Annotated in this window: 21 protein-coding genes and 1 tRNA gene; 7 read left to right on the top strand and 15 right to left on the bottom strand. The window is 72.5% G+C overall.

Going from position 1 to position 21,380, the window contains the following annotated elements; genetic code table 11:
• Window positions 1-21: 21 nt before the first annotated feature.
• A complete protein-coding gene (locus tag FGD68_RS07455) occupies window positions 22-1,404 on the bottom strand; it encodes a glucose-6-phosphate dehydrogenase (RefSeq protein ID WP_119373579.1) in 1,383 nt (460 codons plus the stop codon).
• Between the two features lie 56 nt (window positions 1,405-1,460).
• Here FGD68_RS07455 and FGD68_RS07450 point away from each other — a divergent pair, with 56 nt between their 5' ends.
• Entirely contained in the window at window positions 1,461-3,329 is a 1,869-nt protein-coding gene (locus FGD68_RS07450) for a glycoside hydrolase family 15 protein (protein ID WP_119373580.1), read from the top strand.
• A 67-nt stretch (window positions 3,330-3,396) separates the two neighbouring features.
• On the opposite strand, the gene FGD68_RS07445 is transcribed toward FGD68_RS07450, so the two are convergent.
• A complete protein-coding gene (locus tag FGD68_RS07445; protein ID WP_237609977.1) occupies window positions 3,397-4,230 on the bottom strand; it encodes an alpha/beta fold hydrolase in 834 nt (277 codons plus the stop codon).
• A 104-nt stretch (window positions 4,231-4,334) separates the two neighbouring features.
• The gene (locus FGD68_RS07440) at window positions 4,335-4,517 is read right to left on the bottom strand and encodes a hypothetical protein (protein WP_119373644.1); all 183 of its coding nucleotides are present in this window, start codon (window positions 4,515-4,517) and stop codon (window positions 4,335-4,337) included.
• A 187-nt stretch (window positions 4,518-4,704) separates the two neighbouring features.
• Here FGD68_RS07440 and FGD68_RS07435 point away from each other — a divergent pair, with 187 nt between their 5' ends.
• Both FGD68_RS07435 and FGD68_RS07430 read left to right on the top strand, forming a co-directional pair.
• Window positions 4,705-5,127 (top strand): MarR family winged helix-turn-helix transcriptional regulator, encoded by a 423-nt coding sequence (locus FGD68_RS07435; protein WP_119373643.1) that lies wholly within the window; start codon window positions 4,705-4,707, stop codon window positions 5,125-5,127.
• Window positions 5,124-6,452: an MFS transporter gene (locus FGD68_RS07430; protein WP_119373642.1), complete on the top strand. Its 1,329-nt coding sequence runs from the start codon at window positions 5,124-5,126 to the stop codon at window positions 6,450-6,452. The genes FGD68_RS07435 and FGD68_RS07430 overlap by 4 nt, the downstream gene beginning before the upstream one ends.
• 31 nt (window positions 6,453-6,483) lie before the next feature.
• Here the strand turns inward: FGD68_RS07430 and FGD68_RS07425 are convergent, their stop codons facing one another.
• Window positions 6,484-7,053, bottom strand: coding sequence for a hypothetical protein (locus FGD68_RS07425; RefSeq protein WP_119372549.1), 570 nt, complete (start codon window positions 7,051-7,053; stop codon window positions 6,484-6,486).
• A gap of 96 nt (window positions 7,054-7,149) precedes the next feature.
• Here FGD68_RS07425 and FGD68_RS07420 point away from each other — a divergent pair, with 96 nt between their 5' ends.
• A complete protein-coding gene (locus tag FGD68_RS07420; protein WP_119372550.1) occupies window positions 7,150-8,682 on the top strand; it encodes an amino acid permease in 1,533 nt (510 codons plus the stop codon).
• 10 nt (window positions 8,683-8,692) lie between these two features.
• Here FGD68_RS07420 and FGD68_RS07415 read toward each other — a convergent pair whose 3' ends face one another.
• From FGD68_RS07415 to FGD68_RS07395, 5 genes are all read right to left on the bottom strand, one after another.
• Entirely contained in the window at window positions 8,693-9,073 is a 381-nt protein-coding gene (locus FGD68_RS07415) for a hypothetical protein (protein ID WP_104236123.1), read from the bottom strand.
• 107 nt (window positions 9,074-9,180) lie between these two features.
• On the bottom strand, window positions 9,181-10,035 hold the full coding sequence (locus FGD68_RS07410) for an HNH endonuclease family protein (RefSeq protein WP_119372551.1): 855 nt from the start codon (window positions 10,033-10,035) through the stop codon (window positions 9,181-9,183).
• Window positions 10,036-10,181: 146 nt separating this feature from the next.
• Entirely contained in the window at window positions 10,182-10,412 is a 231-nt protein-coding gene (locus tag FGD68_RS07405) for a hypothetical protein (protein WP_104236029.1), read from the bottom strand.
• A gap of 124 nt (window positions 10,413-10,536) precedes the next feature.
• Window positions 10,537-11,031 (bottom strand): CarD family transcriptional regulator, encoded by a 495-nt coding sequence (locus FGD68_RS07400; RefSeq protein WP_012298114.1) that lies wholly within the window; start codon window positions 11,029-11,031, stop codon window positions 10,537-10,539.
• A gap of 272 nt (window positions 11,032-11,303) precedes the next feature.
• Window positions 11,304-11,379 (bottom strand) — tRNA-Lys (locus FGD68_RS07395).
• A gap of 153 nt (window positions 11,380-11,532) precedes the next feature.
• Here FGD68_RS07395 and bcp point away from each other — a divergent pair.
• Window positions 11,533-12,012: a thioredoxin-dependent thiol peroxidase gene (bcp, locus tag FGD68_RS07390; protein ID WP_104236028.1), complete on the top strand. Its 480-nt coding sequence runs from the start codon at window positions 11,533-11,535 to the stop codon at window positions 12,010-12,012.
• A gap of 30 nt (window positions 12,013-12,042) precedes the next feature.
• On the opposite strand, the gene FGD68_RS07385 is transcribed toward bcp, so the two are convergent.
• Window positions 12,043-12,474: a hypothetical protein gene (locus FGD68_RS07385; protein WP_119372552.1), complete on the bottom strand. Its 432-nt coding sequence runs from the start codon at window positions 12,472-12,474 to the stop codon at window positions 12,043-12,045.
• 245 nt (window positions 12,475-12,719) lie between these two features.
• On the opposite strand from FGD68_RS07385, the gene FGD68_RS07380 reads away from it, so the two are divergent.
• Entirely contained in the window at window positions 12,720-12,968 is a 249-nt protein-coding gene (locus FGD68_RS07380) for a WhiB family transcriptional regulator (RefSeq protein ID WP_012037746.1), read from the top strand.
• A gap of 93 nt (window positions 12,969-13,061) precedes the next feature.
• On the opposite strand, the gene FGD68_RS07375 is transcribed toward FGD68_RS07380, so the two are convergent.
• From FGD68_RS07375 to FGD68_RS07360, 4 genes are all read right to left on the bottom strand, one after another.
• Window positions 13,062-14,567 (bottom strand): sensor histidine kinase, encoded by a 1,506-nt coding sequence (locus FGD68_RS07375; RefSeq protein WP_104236026.1) that lies wholly within the window; start codon window positions 14,565-14,567, stop codon window positions 13,062-13,064.
• A gap of 9 nt (window positions 14,568-14,576) precedes the next feature.
• On the bottom strand, window positions 14,577-16,199 hold the full coding sequence (locus FGD68_RS07370) for an AAA family ATPase (protein WP_237609976.1): 1,623 nt from the start codon (window positions 16,197-16,199) through the stop codon (window positions 14,577-14,579).
• The gene (locus tag FGD68_RS07365) at window positions 16,196-16,834 is read right to left on the bottom strand and encodes an SAF domain-containing protein (protein ID WP_119372553.1); all 639 of its coding nucleotides are present in this window, start codon (window positions 16,832-16,834) and stop codon (window positions 16,196-16,198) included. Before FGD68_RS07365 ends, FGD68_RS07370 begins: the two co-directional genes overlap by 4 nt.
• Before the next feature lie 69 nt (window positions 16,835-16,903).
• Window positions 16,904-17,509 carry a hypothetical protein gene (locus FGD68_RS07360; RefSeq protein ID WP_104236025.1) on the bottom strand — a complete coding sequence of 202 codons (606 nt, stop codon included), beginning with the start codon at window positions 17,507-17,509 and terminating at the stop codon, window positions 16,904-16,906.
• Window positions 17,510-17,713: 204 nt separating this feature from the next.
• Between FGD68_RS07360 and FGD68_RS07355 the strand changes: the two genes are divergently transcribed.
• Window positions 17,714-18,301, top strand: a complete 588-nt coding sequence (locus FGD68_RS07355; protein ID WP_119372554.1) for an Rv3235 family protein — start codon at window positions 17,714-17,716, stop codon at window positions 18,299-18,301.
• 125 nt (window positions 18,302-18,426) lie between these two features.
• Here FGD68_RS07355 and secA read toward each other — a convergent pair whose 3' ends face one another.
• Window positions 18,427-21,252 carry a preprotein translocase subunit SecA gene (secA, locus tag FGD68_RS07350; protein WP_119372555.1) on the bottom strand — a complete coding sequence of 942 codons (2,826 nt, stop codon included), beginning with the start codon at window positions 21,250-21,252 and terminating at the stop codon, window positions 18,427-18,429.
• Window positions 21,253-21,380 lie beyond the last annotated feature (128 nt).

The following is a 21,380-nucleotide window of genomic DNA, read 5'->3' as shown; positions in this document are numbered from 1 at the left end:
CGACCGAGCGAACCGGGTGCGTCAGCCCTTCGGCGCCACCTGCGGACCGTCCCACGGTCCCGCGGATCCGGCCGGGTACTCCTCTAGCGGCACCTCGCCCGCGCGCCACGCCGCGATGACCGGCTCGACGATGCGCCAGCACTCCTCGGCCGTGTCGCCGCGCACCGAGAGCGCCTCGTCGTCCGAGATGATCCCGTCGATGACCTGGCCGTACGGCGGCAGGTCGCCCGGGTCGAATGCCGTGACCAGCTCGGCGCGGTCGATGACGTCCGGGTCGGCCGGGCCGTTGACGTTGAGCTCCAGGTGCAGCTCATCGGGGGCGATGAGGATTCGGATGCGGTCGGGCTCGTGCGGGCCGCGCAGCCCGGTGGGCACGTGCGGCGCGGGCTGGAAGGTCACGACGATCTCGCGGCGGTGGTCCTTGAGCGCCTTTCCGGAGCGCAGCCGGAAGGGCACGCCCGCCCAGCGCCAGTTGGCGATCTCGACGGTCATCTCGGCGAGCGTCTCGGTGCCGCGGCCGGGATCCACGCCCGCCTCGTCGGCGTAGGCCGGGAGCTGGCGCCCCTCGACGTCGCCGGCCGAGTAGCGTGCGCGACGCGACGACGCCACCGGGTCGCCGCCCCATGGCCGCGTCGCGCGGAGCACGAGCGCCTTCTGATCGCGGACGTCCCGCGCGTCGGTGGTGGCGGGCGCCTCCATCGCGAAGACGGCCATCACCTGCAGCAGGTGGCTCTGGATCATGTCGGCCAGAGCGCCCGCGCCGTCGTAGTAGCGGGCGCGGCCCTCGAGGGCGAGCTGCTCGTCGTAGACGATCTCGACGCTCGCGATGTGCTGCGCGTTCCACACGGGCTCGAGCAGCCGGTTCGCGAAGCGCAGGCCGAGGAGGTTCCGCACGGTCGAGCGGCCCAGGAAGTGGTCCACCCGATGCGTGCGCTCCTCCGGCACGAGCGTGGCGAGCAGGCGGTTGAGCGCCTGCGCGCTCGCGAGGTCGGTGCCGAACGGCTTCTCGAGCGACAGCGACGTGCCCTCGGGCAGCGTCATGCCGGTCATGGCCTCGCACGCCCTCTCGGTGACGGCCGGCGGCAGCGCGAAGTAGACGGCGGGCGCCGCGTCGCAGGCCGCGAAGAGGCGCTCGAGGTCGGCCTGGGAGGTGACGTCGGCGGCGTGGTAGGTCGTGCCGGCGAGCACGCGGTCGACCGCGGGGCCCTCCGCGCCGAGCGAGGCGAACGAGGTCCTGACGACCTCGAGCCACCGATCGTCGTCCCAGTCCTCCGTGCCCGCACCCACCAGCTGGAGGTCGAGGTCGGGGCGGTGGGCGAGGAGCTCGCCGAGGCCGGGGAGGAGGAGGCGCGCGGAGAGGTCGCCGCTGGCGCCGAGGACGAGGAGCGTGGAGGTCGCGGGCATGTGGCCAGGCTACGCGGCGCGTGCGGGAACGCAGGCGACCCGTGGGAGCATTGCGCATGGCCATGCGCATCGAGGACTACGCACTCATCGGGGACTGCCACACGGGAGCGCTGGTCGCCCGCGACGGATCCATCGACTGGCTGTGCCTCCCCCGCTTCGACTCCGCGTCCATGTTCGGCGCGCTCCTCGGCACGGAGGAGCACGGCGCGTGGAAGCTCGCGCCCGCCTCGCCCGACGCCACCGTCTCCCAGCGCACCTACCTCGGCAACACCTTCGTGCTCTGGACCAGGTGGGAGACGCCCGAGGGCGCCGTCGAGGTCACCGACTTCATGTCCATGGGCGACCGCCGGGCGGACGTCGTGCGGCGCGTGCGCGGGATCAGCGGCACCGTGCGGATGCAGGGCGACCTGCGCCTGCGCTTCGGCTACGCGACCGCGCTGCCGTGGATCCGCAAGCTCGACGGCGACGACCCGCGCCTCGTCGCCGTGGCCGGCCCCGACGCCGTCGTCGTGCGCGGCCCCGAGCTCACGGCCACGAACCACCACCACGGCGTCGGCTTCGACGTCTCCGCGGGCGAGACGGTCGACTCGGCCCTCACCTGGTACCCCTCCCACCGCAGCGAGCCGCCCGCCTTCGACGTCGACGCCGCCCTCGAGCACACGACCGAGTGGTGGGAGTCGTGGGCCAGCTCCATCGAGCACTCCGGCCCGCACCAGGCCGCGGTCCGCCGGTCGCTGCTCGTGCTCCGCGCGCTCACGCACGAGGACACGGGCGGCATCGTCGCGGCGGCGACCACGAGCCTCCCCGAGCAGTTCGGCGGATCCCGCAACTGGGACTACCGCTACGTGTGGCTCCGCGACGCGTCGCTCACCCTCGAGGTCCTCCTCGCGCACGGCTTCGAGAGCGAGGCCGACGAGTGGCGCACGTGGCTGCTGCGCGCCATCGCCGGGGATCCGGGCGACGTGCAGATCATGTACGGCCTGAGCGGCGAGCGGTACCTCCCCGAGCGCGACCTCCAGAGCCTGCCCGGCTACCAGGGCTCCGGCCCGGTGCGCGTCGGCAACGGCGCGTTCGAGCAGTACCAGGCCGACGTGATCGGCGAGGTGATGCTCGCGCTCCAGGCTGCGCGCGACGCGGGCGTCGGCGAGACGGAGTTCTCCTGGCCGCTGCAGCGTGCGCTCATCGGCTTCGTGGAGGAGAACTGGGAGCGGCAGGACAGCGGCATCTGGGAGATCCGCGGCGCCGAGCAGCACTTCACCCACTCGCGGGCGATGATCTGGGCGGCCCTCGACTGCGCGGTGCAGGGCGTCGAGGGGCACGGGCTCGACGGCCCGGTGGAGCAGTGGAAGGACCTGCGCGACCGGGTGCGCGACGAGATCCTCGACAGGGGCGTGGATCCCGAGACCGGCGCCTTCCGCCAGCACTACGGCACGACCGCCGTGGACGCCTCGCTCCTGATCCTCGCCCAGGCCGGCTTCTGCGCCTACGACGACCCGCGCATGCTCGCCACCGTGGAGCAGATGGAGCGGACGCTGATGCACGAGGGCTTCCTGCTGCGCTACGACACCAGCGCGGGCGTCGACGGGCTGCCCGCGGGCGAGTACCCGTTCCTCGCCTGCTCCTTCTGGCTGGTCGAGCAGTACGCCCGGTCCGGCCGCCAGGCCGACGGCCGAGCGCTGATGGACCGGCTCGTCGCCCTCTGCAACGACGTCGGACTCCTCTCGGAGGAGTACGACCCGGTCGGGGAGCGCCAGGCGGGCAACGTGCCGCAGGCGCTGTCGCACCTCGCGCTCGTCCGAGCGGCGGATGCGCTGGAAGCCGCGGCCGCCGCGCACCCGGACGACCTCGACCGCGCTCACCAGGACGGCAACGCCGCGCTCGCGCACGCGCACGCGGCGCGCGGCGGGTCGGCGGCCTCGGCCTGATCCGGCGCGCGCACGCCGGGCGGGCCGCACGGGCCGCCCGGGTCGGCCGGGTCGGCCGGGTCGGCCGTCAGAGCGCGTCGATGAAGGCGGCCACGGCCGGCAGCGCGTCCGGGTGCCGCGGGGTGTCCGCGTGCGTCGCCCCCGCGAGCTCCACGAGCGGCGCGTCCGGCCGGAGCGCCTTCACGTGGTGCGCGGCGCGGAGCCGCTCGGGATCCCGCGTGCCCGCGACGAGCAGCAGCGGCACCGCGGATCCGGCGACGACCTGGTCGGGCACGCCCGCGTCCCGCTCCGACTCGCGCATGTAGGCGGCGAGCGCCCGCGCGTCGTCCGCGAGGAACGCCCCGCGCGTCGCGGAGTCCACCGGATGCCCGCTGTGCTGCTCCCACGCCTCGAGGAAGCCCGGCATGCCGCCCGCCTCCAGTGTGTCGATGCAGCCGGGGAAGAACACGCGGTCGAAGACGCCGACGCCGCTGCGCGGGGATCCGCCGAGGCTCGACGTCGAGAGAAGGCGGTCGGGATGCGCGGCGGCCAGCGAGAAGCCGACCCGCGCGCCGAGGCTGTAGCCCACGTGGTGCACGACGGACGCGCCGACCGCGTCGAGCACGGCCACGACGTCCGCGACCATGAGGTCCATCGCGTAGGCCGCGGGGTCGTGCGGGGTGCCGCTGCGACCGTGGCCGCGGAGGTCCAGCGTGATCACGGGCCGCGTCGGGGACAGCGCCCGCACCCAGCCGAAGCCGCGCCAGATCGCCTGCGAGAGGGCGGTGCCGTGCACGAGCACGACGGGTGCGCGCGCCGGCTCGCGGGGATCGTCGCCCCCAGGCCGGGCATCAGCCGGCCGGGCGTCGAAGGTCCTGTAGGCGATGCGCGTGCCGTCGAGGGGGTTGGTCGCGGTGTCCACGGGGATCCAGGCTACGCGGACGCAGGGACGCGCCCGGCTGCTTCGTCGCCCGTGGAGCGGACGACCCGGTGCCCGCGCGGGCCGCAGGCGCCGGGTCGACCGGGCTAGGCGTCGGCGCCGTCGCCGTCCTCGTCCGTGTGGTGCGGCGTGTCCTCCTCGGGCTCGAAGTGGTCGTTCCCGCCGTCGTGGCCGGCGGCGACGCCGGTCGCACCAGCGGGGATCGTGCCGTCGCCGCCGAGCTTCGCGTCGTCGTCGTGCGCGTCGGCCGTGCCGTCGTGATGGGTCATGTCCGTGTCTCCTCTGGTCGCTCGGCCGGTGCCCGCGTCATCGCGGGTTCATCGCGGCCGGCGGTGTCCTCCCATCCTGCCCGGCCGGGCGGCCGGCGCCCCGGCGCGTGTCCGTCCACGGCGCCCTCGCAGGATCCCGTCACGCTGCGACGAGTCATTAGCAGGACTAATGAGCTAGCCTAAGAACATGCCCGACTCCCCCGACCTCAGCCAGAGCCTGCGCGCCGGCGTCATGCGCCTCGCCCGCCGCCTGCGGGCCGAGAAGGCCGACCACGAGCTGAGCGACAGCCAGTTCGTCGTGCTCGCCCTGCTCCTCCGCGACGGGCCGACGAGCCCCGGCCGCCTCGCCGAGCTCGAGCGCGTCACCGCCCCGAGCATGAACCGCACGGTCAACTGCCTCGTGGAGTCGGGATACGCCGAGCGCTCGCCCGCGCCGGACGACGGCCGGCGCGTCACGGTCACCATCACCGACGCCGGCCGCCGGGTCGTGCAGGAGACCCGCCGGCAGCGCAACGCCTGGCTCTCCCTCCGCCTCGACGAGCTGACGGCCGCCGAGCGCGCCACGCTCGGTGAGGCCGCCGCACTCCTCGGCCGCATGGCCGCGTCATGAGCGCCGTCTTCCGCAGCCTCCGGGCCCCGAACTACCGCATCTGGTTCGCGGGGGCGCTCGTCTCCAACGTCGGCACGTGGATGCAGCGCACCGCGCAGGACTGGATCGTCCTCACCGAGCTCACCCGCTACGACGCGACCGCGGTCGGCATCGTCATGGCGCTGCAGTTCGGCCCGATGCTCCTGCTCTCCCCCTACGCCGGCCTCATCGCCGACCGGTACGACAAGCGGCGCGTCCTCATGATCACGCAGGGCAGCATGGCGATCCTCGGTCTCGGGCTCGGCCTCATCGTGCTCTCCGGCCGCGCGGAGCTCTGGCACGTCTACCTCTTCGCGCTCCTGCTCGGCATCGCGTCCGCGCTCGACGCGCCCGCCCGGCAGTCCTTCGTCTCCGAGCTGGTCTCCGACGACGACCTCTCGAACGCCGTCGCGCTCAACTCGGCGTCGTTCAGCGCGGCGCGCATGATCGGCCCCGCCGTCGCGGGCGTGCTCATCGCGGGCGTCGGCACCGGCTGGGTGTTCCTCATCAACGCCGTGAGCTTCATCGCCGTGCTGTTCGCGCTCACGCGCCTCCGCGTCGGCGAGCTCCGCCGCCCCGAGCGCGTCGCCCGGTCCCGCGGGCAGCTGCGCGAGGGCTTCCGATACATCGGCGGCCGTCCCGACATCATGGTGATCCTCGTGATCGTCTTCCTCGTCGGCGCGTTCGGCTACAACTTCCCGATCTTCACCTCCACCATGGCGAGCGTCGAGTTCGGCAAGGGCGCGACCGAGTTCGGGCTGCTCTCCTCGAGCCTCGCCGTGGGATCCGTCGCGGGCGCCCTGCTCTCGGCCCGCCGCGAGCGGCCCCGCATCCGCCTGGTGTTCGTGGGCGCCGCGCTCTTCGGCATCGCGACCGGCCTGGCCGCGATCGCTCCGACGTACCTGCTCTTCGCGCTGGCCCTGGTGCTTGTGGGCGTCGTCTCGCAGACCCTCATGACGAGCGCCAACAGCACCGTGCAGCTCACGGTCGAGCCGCGCATGCGGGGCCGCGTGATGGCCGTCTACATGGCGATCTTCGTCGGCGGCACCCCGCTCGGCGCGCCGATCGTCGGCTGGGTCGCGAACACGTGGGGCCCGCGCGCCGCCGTCATGGTGGGCGCGGCCAGCGGCATCGTCGCCGCCCTCATCGCCATCGCGTGGCTCGTGCTGCACCGGCACCTGCGCGTCTCGTACCGGATCCACCGCACGCCGCACCTGCTCGTCACGCACGACGGCGACGGCCGCGACCGCCGCGAGGACGCGCGCGAGGACATCGAGGCGGACGAGGCGGTCGCGCGCCGCACATGACGCGGGGCGCCGCGGGTGCGACGCGCGCGGCTCAGGGCGCCGGCGTCGGAGCCGCGGTCTGCGGCACGTAGCCGACGTCGTCGAGGCAGTAGTCGAGGAACGCGCTCGTCGCGCGGAGGTACTGACCGGTGTCGAGCGACGCCCCGTCCGTGTCGGCGCCCGAGCGCAGCGCCTCCAGCTCGTCGACGATCGTCGAGAAGGACGCGACGAGCGGCTTCATGTTCTCCGGCGCCATGCCGGCGAGCGCGGCGTCGCCCTGCTTGACGCGCTCGAGGAGGGTCGGATCCACCGCCTTCCCGTCGCCGAGCGCCTGCACGAGCTTGGTGGAGTCGGGCAGCACCTGCGCGAGCGTCGAGCACGTGGCCAGCTCGTCCTCGGTCGGCGGGCCGGGCGCGCGCGTCACGGTCGGCTCGGGGCTCGCGGTGCCGTCGGGCGCCGCCCCCGCTCCCGCATCCGCGGACGCTCCCGCGTCGGGCGCCGTGGTCTGCGGGGCGGGCTGCCCGGATCCCGTCGTGCACCCGGCGAGCGCGAGCGCCCCCGCCACCGCGATGACGGGTGCCCACCCTCGGATCCGTCGTGCGGGACTGTGCGTGCGGGCCATGCGGGCCTCCTCGGCGCCTATCACAGGTGATCTGCCCCACGGAAGTCGATCGACGCGGGTGTCAGGGCGAATGCCCCGGAGCACTACCGTATTCGGATGACACGAAGCGAGAGCGACCGCAGCACCGTCACGCCCGATCCGGACTTCGTGGCGCAGGACTTCAGCCACGAGCAGGAGGGCTACCAGCACGGGTTGAAACCCCGCCAGCTCCAGATGATCGCCATCGGCGGCGCGATCGGCACCGGTCTCTTCCTCGGAGCCGGCGGCCGGCTGGCCTCGGCGGGCCCCGCCCTCGCGATCGTCTTCCTCATCTGCGGCGTCTTCGCCTTCTTCATCCTCCGCGCCCTCGGCGAGCTGGTGCTGCACCGCCCGAGCTCCGGCTCCTTCATCTCCTACGCCCGCGAGTTCTACGGCGAGAAGTTCGCCTACGCCGCCGGCTGGATGTACTTCCTCAACTGGGCGACCACCGCGATCGTCGACGTGACCGCCGTGGCGCTCTACATGCACTACTGGTCGGCGTTCACCGCGGCCCCGCAGTGGCTGCTCGCCCTCATCGCGCTCGCCATCGTCCTGGCGCTCAACCTCGTCGCCGTCAAGGTCTTCGGCGAGATGGAGTTCTGGTTCGCGCTGGTCAAGGTCGCCGCGCTCGTGGTCTTCCTCATCGTGGGCATCGTCTGGCTCGCCTGGAGCTTCCCCGTCACCGTCGGCGGCGCCGAGGTGCAGACCGGGTGGACCGTCCTCCAGCAGAACGGCGGCGTCTTCCCGCAGGGCCTCGTGCCGGTCGTCCTCGTCGTGCAGGGCGTCGTCTTCGCCTACGCCGCCATCGAGCTCGTCGGCACGGCGAGCGGCGAGACGCAGGACGTGGAGAAGGTCATCCCCCGCGCCATCAACTCCGTCGTCTTCCGCATCGCGATCTTCTACGTCGGATCCATCGTGCTGCTCTCGCTCCTGCTGCCCTACACGGCGTACAGCGCCGACCAGAGCCCGTTCGTCACGTTCTTCTCCAGCCTCGGGTCGCCCGAGGTCGGCGCCATCGCCGGATCCGTCATGAACTTCGTCGTGCTCACGGCCGCCATGTCGAGCCTCAACGCGGGCCTCTACAGCACGGGCCGCGTGCTCCACTCCATGGGCATGAACGGGTCGGCACCGAAGTTCACGACCGTCATGTCGAAGGGCGGCGTGCCCTTCGGCGGGATCCTCCTCACCGGCTCCATCACGCTCCTCGGCGTGGGCCTCAACGCGGTCGTCCCCGACAAGGCCTTCGAGATCGTCCTCAACGTCGCGGCGCTCGGCATCGTGGCCGGCTGGGCGACCATCATCCTGTGCCAGATGCGCCTGCGCACCTGGGCGAAGCAGGGCAAGGCGAAGGAGCCCACGTTCCGGCTCCCGGGCGCGCCCGTCACCTCGTGGCTCACGCTCGCGTTCCTCGTCAGCGTGCTCGTGCTGATGGTGATCGACTGGCCCATCGGCACGCTCACGGTCGCGTCGCTGGTGATCATCATCCCGCTGCTGGTCGTGGGCTGGTACCTGCAGCGCGACCGGATCCTCGAGATCGCGCGCGTGCGCGAGGGCATCACCGGCCCGTTCCCCGTGACCGGGCGCGACGCGGCCGACCAGCGGAAGCGCTGACCGGCGGCCCTCAGACCGACCCGACGCCGCCGTCCCCCGCCTCGGGGGCGGCGGCGTCCTCGTCCGACCGCGTGACGGGCTGCGCGGGATCCGGCCGCAGCCGCCGCCCGAACGCCAGCAGCTCGGCGTCGTGCTGCATGATCCACGCGACCGCGGCGTTCAGGCTGTCCCGCCGCTGGACCCACACCCGCAGCCCGTCGGCGCCCAGGCCGCAGGCGTAGACCTCGTAGGTGTACGGCGCCGCGAGGTCGTCCCGATGGCGCAGCACCCAGCCGAGGGCCGGTCCGTCGCCCACGCGGACGAGCCAGGCGCCCCGCACGGGGTGGGCATGCGGATGCTCCGGCACCGGGCTGATCGCGCCGGTGGCGTCGCCGCTCTGCTTGCTCCACATCCGGATCCCCTCGGGTTCGCCCGGCCCGGGCCACGTGCCCGCGCCGACGCCCGGCCGCGTCGAGCCGAGCGTACGCGCGCGCACCGACGCCGTCCGGTCGGGGCCCCTCACGAGCAGGCGCCGAGGACGCGGTCGATGGCGTCCCTGTCCGCGTCGTCGATCGACATCCCGTACCTGCTCACGACGAACGCGAAGCGGGTGACGTAGAGGCACCGGTAGGCCGCGTCCGGCGGCAGCCACGTCCCCGGCCCCTGATCCGACTTGTCCTGGTTGGTGGGGCCGTCCACCGCCTGCAGCTCGTCGAAGTCGGTGGCGAGGCGCTCGCGTCGCTCGTCTGGCCACGACCACGCCCCGTGCTGCCACGCCCAGGACAGCGGCACGAGGTGGTCGATCTGCACGGCTGCGCTCGTGCGCGGACCGCGCGCGAAGTCGATGCCGTGCCCCGTGTAGACGTCGTCGAGGTGCCCGGCGACCACCGTGCAACCCGGGTCGGACGGCGCGAACGCGACGCGGACGAGATCCCGGACGAGCACGTCGTCGCGCTGGTCGCAGCCGTTCCCGTCTGTGTCCGCCCAGGCCGGGCCGAAGGCGTCGCGGTCGTAGCGCGGGTGCCGCCCGCGCCCGTCCGCCTGGACGGCATCGGCCATCTGGCGCACGGACGCCACGTCGATGCGGCCGTCCCGCACGAGCCCCGCGTGGGCGAGCGCGCCCACCACGGCGCCGTCAGGGACCTCCGCGCTGAGATGCCCGCCGCCCGAGTCGGGTCCGAGGGCCGCCTCGCGCGCCCCCACGAGCACCGCGACGAGCACGACGAGGACAGCCGCGGTCGCGAGGAGAACGCGCACGGCCTGTCTTCTGCCCCGCACGAGCGGCGCGAGCCGCACGAGCTGCACGAGCCGCGCGAGCACAGGCTGCCCGGGAGCTCCCCTCCCGCGTCCGCTCCGCCGCCTCCTGTCACCCATCGCGCCCCCGTCCCGCGGCCATGGCTACACGAGCGGGACTGCTGTCGTGCAGCCGCCGAGCGGACGGTGGGTGATGGATGCGACGCCGGCGCGGGGAGGAGGCGGCGGCGGACGCCCGTCTGCTGCCGGCAGCGGACGGAGCCGGCTCAGATCAGCGCGCGCGCCGCCTCGGCCAGGTGGAGGACGGCGCCCAGGGACGAGGGACCCGGCGTGTTCTGCCCGGCGGTCGCCAGGCGCACCAGCGCGAACGCGATGACGGCGATGACGATGACCGCGGCGATCACGTAGATCCAGATGCGGAGCCCGCCGCGCGCGGGCTGGAGGGGGTTCTGCTCGAGGGGGCCGTCGTGGTCGGGTCGTTCCGGGTGATCGCGCATGCTCGGACCCTACGCCGGTCGGCACGCGGATCGACGGGCGCCCGGACGCGCAGACGGGCGGCCCCCCGTCGTCGAGGGACCGCCCGTCGGCGATGCTGCGCCCCGCGGAGCGCGGCGGGAGGGGTCAGGCGGAGATGCTCTGCGCCAGGACGCCGTCGAGGACGACGGACGCCTCCTCGTCGGTGGACTTCTGCGCGAGCGCGAGCTCCGAGACGAGGATCTGGCGGGCCTTCGCGAGCATGCGCTTCTCGCCGGCCGAGACGCCGGAGTCCTGATCGCGGCGCCAGAGGTCGCGGACGACCTCGCTGACGCGCCGCACGTCGCCGGAGCCCATCTTCTCGGTGTTGGCCTTGAAGCGGCGAGACCAGTTGCCCGCCTCCTCCTCGACGTCGCCGCGGAGCACGTCGAACACGGCCTCCACGCCGGAGCTGTCGATGACGTCGCGCAGCCCGACGAGCTCGGCGTTGTCGACGGGCACGTCGATGACCAGCTCGCTCTGGTGGATCTGGAGGGTGATGTACTTCTTGTCGACCCCCTTGATGGTGCGGGTCTTGACCGCGGTGATCGTGGCGGCGCCGTGGTGGGGGTACACGACGGTCTCCCCTACTTCGAAAATCATGCAGTGCTGTCCTTCGATACCTCGAGATGTGTGCCGGAGATGTCGCGCACGCGCATGCACAGCCGCGTGGGCGCCGACGTCCCGCGCCTCGGAGCACGCCGTGGGCGTGACCGTGATGCGTGGCCGGTGCACCGAGATCACCGGCCGCCGCGGTGCTCCGCTAGGGGCGTCCGCGGTGATGGTCCGACCGGTATTCTCTCACGGTTCTCCCGCGCCCACGGACGCGCGTGATGCACGTGGCCAGGTGTCGAGCTGCTCCGACGCGGAGCGTGTGGTGCACCCCCTCGGACTTGAACCGAGAACCCACTGATTAAGAGTCAGTTGCTCTGCCAATTGAGCTAGAGGTGCAGGTGAGGACCCTGTCGTGCGGGGTACCGGACCGAGAGATGACACTAGCACCACGTGCGCGGCGGACGCGAATCGGCCCGTGGAGCGCCTGGTCGAACCACGACCGCCCGGCCCTAGCATGGACGTCGACACCCGCGAACGAGAGGCTCCCCCATGACCGAGACCACCCGCCTCGAGAAGGGGCAGCCCGCCCCCGACTTCACCCTCCCCGACCAGGACGGATCGCCCGTCACCCTCTCGGACCTCCGCGGCCAGGACGTCATCGTGTACTTCTATCCCGCGGCAGGGACCCCCGGGTGCACCACGCAGGCGTGCGACTTCCGCGACAGCATGGACTCCCTGCAGGGCGCCGGCTACCGCGTGCTCGGCATCTCGAAGGACCCCCAGGAGGACCTCGCCCGGTTCCGCGAAGAGCAGGGCCTCGGCTTCACCCTCCTGTCGGACCCCGACCTCGAGGTCCACCGCGCCTACGCCGCGTACGGGGAGAAGTCGCTGTACGGCAAGAAGGTCACGGGCGTGATCCGCTCCACGGTCGTCGTGGACGGCGAGGGACGCGTCGCCCTCCCGCTGTACAACGTCAAGGCGACGGGGCACGTCGCGTCGCTGCGGAAGAAGCTCGGCGTCGACGCCTGACGCGCGGGCGCCGCGGCGGGACGCGTCGACTCAGTCGCGTCGGCGCGTGGCGAGGAGCACGGACCTCGTGAACAGCAGCACGAACACGAGCACGGACGGCACGATGAGACCCCACCCGAGATCCTGACGCGCGTCGGCACCCTGCAGGCTGCCCGCGCCGACGGCGATCTGCAGCACCTGCCAGGTGACAGCCGCCGGCCGCACCCAGCTCCGACCCCGGAGGATCCCGCGGACGACGGCGGCCAGGAACACGGCGGCGAGCGCGGCGAGGGCGATGAGCGCGACGGCGCTGGCCACGGACGACGGCGTCGAGGTGAGCAAATCGACGACGAGGAGGGCCGTGACGCCGGCCATGCCCAGCGCCTCGAGCGCGACGAGCGCCACCAGCAGGACCACGGCGGGAGATCGACGGGGCGCAGCCGCGTCCTCGCGAGGATCCAGGGCATCACCGGTTCCGGTCACAGCACGTTCCCATACAAAGCTATTGATTGATCGTTGGCTCTATGCGACGATATTCGAGGTCGAGTTCGTTCACAGGGTGGTGAGCAGATCCGGAACCGAGCTTACAAGGGACGAACTCCCGAAGCTGAGCATCTCACGAGGAGGGCCCACGTGGCCCGTCCCGATGCGGTTCCCGGACGCCTCGCCCCACCCCCATCCCGCGGCAGATCCGCCGTGCAACGAGTACCGACCCGAGGAGCATCCCTATGGACTGGCGTGACAAGGCAGCCTGCCTGACTGTGGACCCCGAGCTGTTCTTCCCCGTGGGGAACACCGGACCCGCCGTCGACCAGATCGACAAGGCCAAGGCCGTGTGCGGCCGCTGCTCCGTCACCGAGATGTGCCTGCAGTACGCCCTCGAGACCGGCCAGGACTCGGGCGTCTGGGGCGGGCTCAGCGAGGACGAGCGTCGCGCCCTCAAGCGCCGCGCCGCACGCGCCCGCCGCGCCAGCTGACGCACGCACCACGCACCACCGACGAGAGCCGGGCCGCCCAGGGGCAGCCCGGCTCTCGTCGTCCCGGGCTCGCCGACCGGCCGGGGCTCCGGCTCAGGACGACGTGACGGGCGAGAGCCAGCGCAGCGGCACCTCGATGGTCACCTCGGTGCCGCTGCCCATGAGCGTGTGCCAGTCGATCGTGCCGCCGAGCTCGCCCTGGATGAGCGTCCGCACGATCTGCGTCCCCAGCCCCGTCCCGACCTTGCCCTCGGGCAGCCCCACGCCGTCGTCACGGACGCTGACAGTGAGGGTCTCCTCGGTGCGCGCGGCCTCGATGGCCACCTCGCCCGAGCGCCCGGCCAGGCCGTGCTCGACCGCGTTGGTCACGAGCTCGGTGAGCGCGAGGGCGAGCGGCGTCGCGTAGGCGCTCGGCAGCACGCCGAAGCTGCCCACGATCTTCGGATGCACACGCGTGTTGTGCGCGGAGGCGACCTCGGCGATGAGCAGCAGGACGCGGTCGAAAACCGCGTCGAAGTCGACGTTCTGGTTCAGCCCCTCGCTGAGCGTGTCGTGCACCACGGCGATGGCACCCACCCGGCGCTGCGCGTGGCCGAGCGCCTCGCGCGCCTCCTCCGTGTGCGACCGGCGGGCCTGGATCCGCAGCAGGCTCGCGACCGTCTGCAGGTTGTTCTTGACCCGGTGGTGGATCTCGCGGATCGTCGCGTCCTTGGTGATCAGCTCGCGCTCCTGGTGGCGCAGCTCCGTCACGTCGCGGCAGAGGACGACGGCGCCTACCCGCTCGCCGTGGCTGCGGATCGGGATCGCACGGAGAGACACGGTGACACCGCGCGACTCGATGTCCGTCCGCCATGGAGCCCGGCCGGCCACGATGAGCGGCAGCGACTCGTCGACGGTCAGCCGCTTGCCGGTGAGGAGGCTGGACGTCGCGTCCGCGAGGGACTCCCCCTCCAGCTCCTCGGAGAAGCCCATGCGGTTGAACGCGCTCAGGGCGTTGGGGCTCGCGAAGGTCGTGATGCCGTCCACGTCGAGGCGCAGCAGGCCGTCGGACGCGCGAGGCGCCCCGCGCCGGGGACCGGTCGGCGAGCCGAGGTCGGGGAAGTCGCCGTCGGCGATCATCGCGAAGAGGTCGTTGGCGCACTCGTTGAACGTCAGCTCCTGGCGGCTCGGAGTCCGCGTCTCGCTGAGGTTGGTGTGGCGCGTGATCACGGCGATGGGGGTGTCCGTCACCTCGGGGCTGCCCTGGGCCAGTCGACGCAGCACCGGCACCGCCCGCACGCGGGTCGGCGTCTCCTCGTACCAGTCCGGCGCGGACGAGTCGATGATGCGGGCGGTCTCGTGCGCGTCGGTGACCTGCTTGCGCCACTCCGCCTTGATGGGCTGCCCGACGAAGTCGCGGTAGAACAGCGTGGCCGAGCTCGACGGCCGAGCGTGCGCGACGGCGACGAAGCTGCCGCTCACGGTCGGTACCCACAGCACGATGTCCGCGAACGCCAGGTCGGCGAGGAGCTGCCAGTCGCCGACGAGGAGGTGCAGCCACTCGACGTCCGCGTCGGAGGACAGACCCTGGGCATGCACGAGATCGCTGAGCGTGGACACGGCTACAGCCTATGCGGGCCGGGCGCGCTCCTCCCCCGGTCGATCGACGCCTCGATGCCTCGAGCCGGCCTCTCGACGCAGCCGCCGTGGCGCGTCCTCGGGAGGCAGGAGCGAGGTGCGGGTGAACCGCGACCACTCGACGAGAGCCGGCGACCGCGGCGCGATGTCGCGGAGCGTGGCGCCGGCGAGCACCGCGGCGTCGAGCGACTCCCGGTCCTCGGGGACGTAGGCCGCGGCCTCCACGCTCCCGAAGCGGAAGAGGGTGCGCCGCACCTGGCCGGCTGCATCCCAGCCACCGGCGCTCGGGCGGACGCGGTTGACGAGCACCGAGACCCGCGACGGGTCGACGATCTCGAGGAGCTGCACGTACGCGCGGAAGAAGCGCGAGAGGCCGACCGTGTCCGCGGAGACGACGGCGACGACGTGGTCCGCGCCGCGCAGCACGGCATGCGTGGCGGCGTTGCGGCGGGGGGCGAACATGTCGCTCGAGATCTCCTCGTCGTCCTCCAGGTTGAACGAGGCGTCGACCACGGTGTAGTCGCGCCAGCCACGGCACGCCTGCAGCACGGCGGAGACCCGCCCCTCGGCGAGCTCCGGCCATCTGTCCGGGCGCGAGATGCCCGTGAGGACCGAGAACCCCGGCGCCCGGGTGGACGGGTGGTGCTGCGCGATCCGCTCCAGCTCCTCCACGGTGAGGCTGTCCGCCGCCGCGAGACGGCAGGCGGCGGCGAAGCCCGGCGCCTCGTCCAGGAGTCCGAGCGTGGCGGCGACCGTGCCGCCGTGGACGTCGGCGTCGACCAGCACGGCCGATCGACCCGCCGCCGCGACCTCGCCCGCGATGGCCAGCGCGGTCGTGGTCCGCCCCGGCGCGCCCTGCGGTCCCCAGACGGCGATCACCCGGCCGACCGGTTCACGTCCACCCGCGGCCGTGTCGTCCGCACCCTCGTCGCGGGTCACGGGAGCCGGCACGCGCGGGCGTCTGACGAGCCCGAGACGGCCCCGCAGCGATCGCCCTCTGCGGTCCCGCTCGGCGTGCGTGCGCGAGCCCCACGCGGAGCGCGACGAGCCCTCGCCGCCGAACCGGGCGCCGACCGGATCCGGGCTGCCATCGGGACCGCGTGCCGACCGTCGGCCCCCCGCGTCCGCCAGCCTGGCCCGATCGGACGCATCACCCGAGCCGACGCGCTCGGGAGGGTCGATCTCCAGGTGCGCGGCGACGGCGTCCGCGCGCCGGACTCCGGACGCCATCCCGCCGGACGCCATCCCGCCGGACGCCCCGAGCCGACGCCCCGAGAGCAGCAGCTCCTCGATCTCCCGCCATGTGGCGCCTTCGTCCACGACCTCGTGGTGTCCGAGCGCCTGCGCATTGCGACGGTCGGCCTCGCTCGACGCCACCGCGACCGCTCGCGCGCCCCGTTCGTCGAGCGCCGTGAGCACGTCGCGGTCGAGCGTCGTCGGGGATGCGGCGATGACCAGATGCAGGGGGTCGGCCGTCGTCGCCCGGACAGCTGCGATCACGTCCGCCGCGCCCGCGACACGAGCGAGGACCGTGTGACCGGACTCGACGACGTCGCGCAGGAGCGCGTCCTCCACGCGAGGCGGGAGGGCGAGGATGAGGGAGGCCACGCTCACGCCCCCGCATCGCCGACGGGCACGAGCGTCATCTGGTCGCGTGCGTCGGTGGATGAGAGGACCGCCGCCACGTCCTCACGCGGCACGGTCAGCTGCACCTGGGTGTGGTCCTGGTCCGCGACGAAGCCCTCCGGCCGGATGACCTGGGCGACGGTGGCCCCCGAGACGATGACCCGCGGCGCGTCGTAGGCGTTCGTGCCCGAGCCCTTCGCCGCGGCCGCCCAGATGTCGACCACGGTGCCCGGTGCGACGAGGTGGTCGGCGCCCGCGGACGTGGGGATGACGACCGACGCGGTGGTGCGCGCGTCCGCGGAGGAGAGCGACGACCGCGGGATCAGCTCGCCCGCGCCCACGAAGCGGGTGACGACGAGCCCGTCGGCGGAGTCCGGGGAGACGTAGAGGTCGGCGGCGCCGTCGATGCGGACGCGCACGGGCACCAGGTCCGAGGCATGGACGGTGGTCCCCGCGTCGAGGGCGGACCCCGCGGCCATGACGACCACCGAGGAGTCCGCGGAGCGCAGGAGCGCCACCACCCCACCGGTCGACACGAGGACCATCACCAGCCCGACGACGAAGCGGGGATCCGACCAGACGGGACGGCGCGCCGGGCGCGCGGGACGAGGGGTGGGAGGCATGCCGGTCAATGTCGGGGAGGACGCGAGGACGCGTCGCGCGTTGTCCACATGCTGGTGCGACGCGGACGATCAGACGCGGACGAGGACGATGCCCGCGAGGGGCACCAGCCGGTACCCGGAGACGGCCGACTCCCTGCGCGGGGTGCCCGCCTCGTGGACCGCGACGTCCACGTGGTCGCGGGCGACGCGGTCGAGCGTGCCGCCGACCACCGCGTCACGGAGCCGCAGCTCGACTCGGGCACGGCGCCGACAGAGGTCGCGGAGGACGAACGGCAGCCCGATCCGGTCGACGATGCCGCGCTCGGGCGGGAGCTCCGAGACGGGCGCGAGGCTCGATCGCACCTGCTCGCGGTCCAGGGCGAGCGCGTGGATGGAGGCGAGCGGCAGGATGCAGGCCCGCTCCTCGCGCGACGGCGCGTCGCCCGGGACGATCAGCTCACCCGACATCCAGTCGCGACCGAGGACCTTGGCGCGGAGGTCGATCCACGTGCCGTCCGACAGCGACAGGCGCAGCGGCCGTGCCTGATCGGCCGAGGTGAGCGCCCTGAGGCGGTCGCGCACGACGGTGCGCGCGACGCGGGTGCGCTCCTCCTCGGCGCGCTGGTCCCGCTCCTCGGCGAGCCGTGCCGTCTCCCACTGACCCTCGAGATCGTCGAAGAGGTTCTCCCACCTCATCGGTCGACGGACCCCCGCATGAGAAGCGAGCGGGGTGTCGGGGAGGCCGCGTACATCCGGGTCACCTTGGGTCCCTTCCTTGAGATCCGCTCTCAGTTCTCCACATCTTGTGCGCTGGACGTGCGCCGAGCCTCTCGCACTGTCACAGTTGACCAGTCATCGTGGTCCCCCCGATCGGGGGGAGCACCGGGATGGGAGTGACGCATGAGTGAAGCAGTGCCACGGGAGGATCTCCCTGACCGCCGGAGCACCGTCGCCGGGAACGCCGAGGGCGCCCCGACCCGTCGGTCCGGTGCCCGGAAGCCCGCATCAGCGCCCGCGCAGAAGTCGAGCGGAGCCGCCGGTTCGACACCCGCGACCTCACCCGCGACGACCGCCACCGTGCGGGGCACGGTCCGCAAGCGCTTCGACGTCGACGACTTCTTCGGGCGCCAGCCCTGCAGCAGCCAGGATCTCCCCCCGTCGGGTCCGCTGCTCGAGAACCTCACGCGCTGCGTGATCGAGATCCTCGCCGGAGCGCGGGAGCTCGACCAGATCGCGCGGTGGGTCAGCGATGACGTCTACCGCCACCTCCTCAAGCGCGTGGTCCTCAGCGCTCGCGCACGCCGCGCGAAGGGCCAGTCGGTGACCCGGCCGGTGTTCACCATCGGCACGGTCACGTCGTTCTCCCCTCGAGACGGCGTCATCGAAGCGGTCATCGTGGTCCACGGTCGGGCACGTGCCCGCGCCGTCGCGATCCGGCTCGAGGGCCTCGACCGCCGCTGGCGCGCGACGGCCATCAACGTCCTCTAGCGACCTCGTCGTCCTCGGGCGACCCACGCACGACGAAGGGCGCGCCTCCCGCGGGAGGCGCGCCCTTCGTCGTGCGTGGGTCCGACATCCCCGGGCCGGCTGGAGACCTGTCGGCCCGGGAAGACCTACTTGCGCCGGTCGGACTTGCGGCGCTCCTCGCGGTTCTGCGGGGCGGATGACGAGGCGCCGGTCTGCTGGCCGAAGGCGCCGCGGGCGGGCGGGCCTTGCGGGGTCTCCGGCTCGTCCTCGCCGACCAGGACGGCGTCCTCCGCCTGCTGATCCTTCTGGGCCTTCGCGGTGGCCGCCTTCTCGATCTGGCCGCGCTGGTTGCGGACCTCGACGCCGCCGTCGTCCGTGGGAGCGGTGTACCGCAGCTTGTCCGCCGTCGCCTGGTTCGCGGCGAGGCCCTTGGCCTGGATGCGCGGGCCCACGGACTCGGCGTCCGCCGGGGCCTGCACCTCGACCTCGAGGTTGAACAGGAACCCGACGGTCTCCTCGCGGATGGCGCCCATCATCTGCTGGAAGAGCGCGAAGCCCTCGCGCTGGTACTCGACCAGCGGGTCGCGCTGGGCCATGGCGCGGAGGCCGATGCCGTCCTTGAGGTAGTCCATCTCGTAGAGGTGCTCGCGCCAGCGACGGTCGATGACCGAGAGCACCACGCGGCGCTCGAGCTCCCGCATGGCGGCCTCGCCGAGCTGCTCCTCGCGCTTCGAGTACGCGAGCTTGGCGTCGGAGAGGATCTCGCGGCGGACGAAGTCGCGGTTGACGCGGCCCTTGCTGCCGGCCTCCGTGATGACCTCGTCGATGGTGATGGAGATCGGGTACAGCGTCTTGAGCTCGGTCCAGAGCGCGTCGAAGTCCCAGTCGTCGCCGTTGCCCTCGCCGATGTGGGAGTCGAGCACGTCGTCGATGACGGCCTCGAGGAAGCGCTGCGAGCGCTCCTGGAGGTCGTCGCCCTCGAGGATGTGGCGGCGGTCGCCGTAGATGGCCTCGCGCTGGCGGTTGAGGACGTCGTCGTACTTCAGGACGTTCTTGCGGATCTCCGCGTTCCGTGCCTCCACCTGGCCCTGGGCGCTGCGGATGGCGCGGCTCACGACCTTGGACTCGATGGCCACGTCGTCCGGGACGCTGTCGCGGCCCATGAGGCTGGCGGCGGCGCCGTTGTTGAACAGGCGCATGAGGTCGTCGGTGAGCGACAGGTAGAAGCGGCTCTCGCCGGGGTCGCCCTGGCGTCCGGAGCGCCCGCGGAGCTGGTTGTCGATGCGGCGCGACTCGTGGCGCTCGGTGCCGAGGACGTAGAGGCCGCCGGCCTCGATGACCTTCGCGGCCTCCTCGTCGACCTCGGCCTTGACCTTCGCGAACACGTCGTCCCACTCGGTCTCGTACTGCTCGGGGGTCTCGACGGGGCTCAGCCCGCGCGCGTTCATGGCTGCGACGGCGAGGAACTCCGCGTTGCCGCCGAGCATGATGTCGGTGCCGCGGCCGGCCATGTTGGTGGCGACCGTGACGGATCCGAGGCGCCCGGCCTGGGCGACGATGGCGGCCTCGCGCGCATGGTTCTTCGCGTTCAGGACCTCGTGGCGGACGCCCTTCTTGGCGAGGAGCTTGGAGAGGTACTCGCTCTTCTCGACGCTCGTCGTGCCGACGAGGACGGGCTGGCCGGCCGCGTGGCGCTCGGCGATGTCCTCGACGACCTGCTCGAACTTCGCCTTCTCGTTCTTGTAGATGAGGTCGGACTGGTCCTTGCGCTGCATGGGCCGGTTCGTGGGGATCGGGACGACGCCGAGCTTGTAGGTGCTCATGAACTCGGCGGCCTCGGTCTCGGCCGTTCCGGTCATGCCGGAGAGCTTCTTGTAGAGGCGGAAGTAGTTCTGCAGCGTGACGGTGGCGAGGGTCTGGTTCTCGGCCTTGACCGCGACGCCCTCCTTCGCCTCGATGGCCTGGTGGATGCCCTCGTTGTAGCGGCGGCCCATGAGGATGCGGCCGGTGTGCTCGTCGACGATGAGGACCTCGCCGTTCATGACGACGTAGTCCTTGTCCTTCTTGAACAGGGCCTTGGCCTTGATCGAGTTGTTGAGGAAGGAGATGAGCGGGGTGTTCGCGGACTCGTACAGGTTGTCGATGCCGAGGTGGTCCTCGACCTTCTCGATGCCGGCCTCGAGGACCCCGACCGTGCGCTTCTTCTCGTCGACCTCGTAGTCGACCTCCGGGACGAGGCGCTTGGCCACGGTCGCGAACTCCGTGAACCAGCGGTTCGCGTCGCCCGCGGACGGGCCGGAGATGATGAGCGGCGTGCGGGCCTCGTCGATGAGGATGGAGTCGACCTCGTCGACCACGGCGAAGAAGTGGCCGCGCTGGACCATGTCCGCCGCCTGCCACGCCATGTTGTCGCGCAGGTAGTCGAATCCGAACTCGTTGTTCGTGCCGTAGGTGATGTCGGCGGCGTACTGCTCGCGGCGCTGCTGCGGGGTCTGGCCCGCGAGGATCACGCCGGTGGTCATGCCGAGGGCGCGGAACACACGGCCCATGAGCTCGCTCTGGTAGCTGGCGAGGTAGTCGTTGACCGTGATGACGTGCACGCCGCGGGAGGCGATGGCGTTGAGGTAGGCGGGCAGCGTGGCCACCAGGGTCTTGCCCTCGCCGGTCTTCATCTCGGCGATGTTGCCGAGGTGGAGGGCCGCGCCGCCCATGATCTGGACGTCGAAGTGGCGGAGGCCGAGCGTGCGGCGGGAGGCCTCGCGGACGGCGGCGAACGCCTCGGGGAGCAGGTCGTCGAGGGACTCGCCGTTGGCGTGGCGCTCGCGCAGCTCGACGGTCTCGTTCTTCAGCTCCTCGTCGGTGAGGTGCGTGAAGTCCTCCTCGAGCTGGTTCACCGCCTTCGCGTAGTTCTGCAGCTTGCGGAGCGTGCGCCCCTCGCCGACGCGAAGGACCTTCTCGAGTACTGAGGCCATCGGTGTCTCCCTGCGTAGATGGGCGGGCGCCGGATGACGACGACCGCCGTGACGGCGCGCGGATGTCGCCGCCGACGAGCTCCGCCATAGTACCGGCTCGTCCGGTGCCGTTCCCGGGAGCGCCCTGA

Origin of the sequence: Clavibacter californiensis (assembly GCF_021952865.1) — a bacterium.
GTDB classification, from domain to species: domain Bacteria; phylum Actinomycetota; class Actinomycetes; order Actinomycetales; family Microbacteriaceae; genus Clavibacter; species Clavibacter californiensis.
This window is presented reverse-complemented; position numbering and strand designations above follow the sequence as displayed.